Raw genomic sequence first — 3791 nt, 5'->3', positions numbered from 1 at the left:
CGGACAACGTCTGGCGGGTGCTGGAGACCAGCAGTTACGACGGCAACGGGCGGGTGCTGGAGCGGCGCACGTACGACGACACCGGCGCGCCCAAGCACATCGACGTCAGCCAGTACGACGGCGATGGTCGGCTGATCGCGCAGCAGGCCTATGGGCGCCCGCTCAACGACTCGGGCAACGGCTCGGCACCGGCCGACGGCTACGAAGGCCTGACCCTGCTGAGCACGGTGACCTACCAGCAACAGGGCGATACCAGCATCGGCTACGACGCGGCCGGCCGCCTGCGCGGCTACCGCTACACGCTGCTGCACAACGAGAAGGGCAGTGGCGTGTCCTCCGACGAGGGCTACACCCACACCTACCGCAACAGCTACGTCGGCCGCGATGGCTACCTGCAGCAGGTGGTGAGCGGCAGCAGCAGCAACAGCAAGTTCAAGACCAGCAACAGCACCAGCAGCTACGACGACTGGGGGCGGTTACTGGCAGTGCGCGAGCAGACCCCCGGCAGCAAGATCGACGACCGGGTGCGCTACTTCGGGCTGGACCAGGACGGCAACATCCTGCGCCGCACCGAGGGCACCATCAAGAACGGTGCCTTCACCCAGGACGATGCGGCGGTGCTGCGCACGCAGGTCTACGCCTACGTCAATGGGCAGAACGTGGCGTCCGGCCGCTACGACGGCAAGGTGGATGTACTCGGCCGAACCACGGCCTACGACGTCAACGAGACCGGCACGACCAAGGCCACGGTGCAGGCCGGCGACACGCTGCGCAGCCTGGCGCAGCGCCTGTATGGCAACGCCAACCTGTGGTACGTGCTGGCCGATGCCAATGCGCTGGATGACGACAGCGGCCTGGTGGTCGGCGCGACGCTGACGGTGCCGGACGTGACCAGTTCGGCCAACGACGCGCGCACCTTCAAGCCGTTCAACGCCAGCGAGGCGGTGGGCTCGACCAGCCCGGCGCTGCCGTACATCCAGCCGCCGAGCAGCCACGGCTGCGGCTCGCTGGCGACGATCATCATGGTCGCCGTGGCAGTGGTGGTGACGGTGTACACGGCGGGTGCGGCGGGTGCGGCGCTGGGTAGCTTGGCGTCGGCAGGTGGCACGACCGCGGCAACGGCCGCAGGCGTTGGGACTGCAGCGGGTATGACGGCCGGTGCAACGTTGACCACCGGCATCGGTGTATTGGGCGGCACCTTCGGCACGACGGCCGCGATCGTGGGCGGTGCAGCAGGTGCGTTCGCCGGCAGCGTGGCGAGCCAGGGCGTGGGCAGCGCGATGGGCGCGACCAGTTTCAGCTGGCGCAATGTGGCGGCCAGTACGGTGGCAGGCGCGGTGACGGCCGGATTCGGCGCGGCAACCAGTGGTGCTGCGGCGCTGTCCAACCCGGTGGTACAGGCGATGGCGACAGGAGCGGTGGGCAACCTCAGCACTTACGCTGCCAACCAACTGGTCGGCAACGATGTCGGGTTCAGCTGGCGCAGCGTGGCCGCCAGCGTCGTCAGCGCGGGGATCACCGCCAAGCTGGCACCGAGTCTGACCGGCTTCCTCGACCCGACCAGCTCCGCTGCACAGTTCCAGGCCGGGCTGATCCGTGGCATCGCCGGTGGCATCGTAAGCGCGCATGTGCGCAAGGAACTGGTCGGCGGCGATGTCGACTACCAGAACGTGCTGGCCGATGCGTTCGGCAATGTGCTGGGCGAGGCGCTGTCCGGTGAATACGCGATGCGTGCCGCGGAAGCAGGCAGCATGTTGGGGGAAAGAGCCGCCTATGTAGGGGGGGGCACAGACGAGCGCAACCTGTTCGCTGGTGGTGGTGGTGGCCGGGGCTCGCCGTATCCCGAAGATCTCCGGGCGCGGGTTATGGGCGATGCTGGGACACGTCGCGAGTCGGATGCCGGCGTGGAAATGATGGCGCAGGACATCCGTGACCAAGAAGCACTAGGTCATGACATGTCGACGCAGTGGGCATTGCTGGACGAGTACCGGCAGCGCACCTACGAAGGCGACATCAAAACCTTAGATACTGTGCAGGTGCGTCCCGACTTTGCTGATACAGCAGAACTGTGGCGCCAGCAAGCAGCCTCTTACGATACGGTTGGTTCGTTCATCTCGCAGGTCGCCCAAGGTAGCCATGCAAGCGTCACAGACTACGCGGATGCAGCGACGGCATGGGTCAAAGCACCGACGCAGTACGAGTTGGACTATTTCCGTCAACATGGCACTGCAATGCCGGCCATGAGCGATTCCGGGCCGGCGATGCGTGAGGCCGCTCGACAAGCGCAGGGGTGGGCCGCGATTGATGCAAATCGCGAAAACCTAAGCTCGGCCATCGCGGGGCTGACTGCACGTGGGTTGGGGGCTGGTCCAGATCAAGCAAATGAGGCGGCCCTGAGAACTGCAGAGTATACACAGCCGATCTGGGATCTTGCTGGTGTGGCGATGGTGCAGCGGAACAGTGAGATGCTCAAGAATCCCACGCGAACGGCTTCGATTAGGAGAAGACCGACTATCTCAACGCAAGATCCAGGGCGGACGTCGCCACTGACCAAGTTGTCGCAGGTTGGAGGCCTACAGGCAACGGAGGGCAGTCAAGTCATTCGTTATGATGGGAAAATTTCGCAGCCAACGCACCCTCTTTACAAGCATGGGCCTGATGTTACTGACAGTTATCTACAGAACCGTGTTTTAAATGAACTTGTTGATAAGGGTCGAGTTGGATTGCGGACTGCTTTTAATAGTAGAAGTCTAATGGAAGAGTCAATTGCAGAAACAATGTTGATTCGGCAGGGTGAAATTAATAATTGGATATCAAGTAACCCAAGGGCTGGAGTTCCAATGTCCTTTGACGCAAATCCTGGGATGGGTAACTTGGGGCGGGGGTTTGAGGTTACGTCCAAGGGTGGCCCTATTGTACCGATAGCGTATCCAATGCAAAATGTAAGACTCGTCTTGATTCCAGATGGTCAGGGCGGGTATCTAATACATACTGCGCATCCATTTTGAGAAAAAACATGATAGGTAAAAATTTTGATTGGAAGGCGGCGTTAGGTCAACTATTCTCCGCCACAGTAAATCAGCAGACGCTTGAAGAGGCTGCGGAGTTAATGGTTTCAGTCAGTTCTAATGATGATGATTATCATGACGAATGCTTGTATCTTCTTGATTCAGCAATTCATGCTGCGGAAAGTGGTGACTTGGAAGTTTTGAATTTAATCAACGGAAGCGGATACAAGGTGTACGACATTAATTCGGCGATCGAACTGCTTTCTGATTTTAAGTCAATTTACATGTGCGAATTTAATAAGGCTTAGAGTGGCTAAAAAGGCGTCGCGAGCAGTCGCCAGGTGGATGCGGACGGCGCGCAGGAACCACAGCTTACGAGGGGTGCATGAAGATTCCAAGCGCCGTCCGCGCCCCGCTTGGCGGCTGCGCAGAATTTTTGTTAGTCGCTCTTGATTTTAATATAAAATTAATCATGAAATTTCATGATCTCTGGATTTTTAATCGGCTAAGTCAAGATGGACCGCGGTTAGAATAAAGTTGGTGACGGTCCGCCGCCGCCGCCGCGCGCGTACTGATCATCTGGTACGACGGCGACGGCAACATGCTGCCCGGTGGCGAGGACAAGTCGTGGTCGGCCGGCAACCTGATCGACAGCGGGCTCCAACGGCGAATGGAAGAAGTCGTCGGTGACGGTGAAGGTGCCAGCCGGCGCGGCCTACATGGGCATCGGGGCGAGTGCCAAGAAGAACCCGGGCGCCGCGCTGAACGTGGATGACTTCACCT

2 protein-coding genes and 1 other RNA gene are annotated in these 3791 nt (G+C 60.4%); 2 read left to right on the top strand and 1 reads right to left on the bottom strand.

Annotation, left to right across the window (positions count from 1 at the left end):
* A partial coding sequence (locus tag ACP93_RS21955) for a LysM peptidoglycan-binding domain-containing protein (RefSeq protein WP_157862441.1) occupies window positions 1-3008 on the top strand: 3008 nt, incomplete at its 5' end.
* Between the two features lie 8 nt (window positions 3009-3016).
* Window positions 3017-3316 (top strand): hypothetical protein, encoded by a 300-nt coding sequence (locus tag ACP93_RS21950; protein WP_131721683.1) that lies wholly within the window; start codon window positions 3017-3019, stop codon window positions 3314-3316.
* 3 nt (window positions 3317-3319) lie between these two features.
* Here the strand turns inward: ACP93_RS21950 and ACP93_RS21400 are convergent.
* Window positions 3320-3395, bottom strand: a non-coding RNA gene (locus ACP93_RS21400) — sX9 sRNA.
* Window positions 3396-3791: the final 396 nt, after the last annotated feature.

It is taken from the genome of Xanthomonas sp. NCPPB 1128, from assembly GCF_001043115.1.
Taxonomy (GTDB): Bacteria; Pseudomonadota; Gammaproteobacteria; order Xanthomonadales; family Xanthomonadaceae; genus Xanthomonas_A.
The sequence above is the reverse complement of the archived record's forward strand: the minus strand, read 5'-3'. Positions and strand labels throughout refer to the sequence as shown.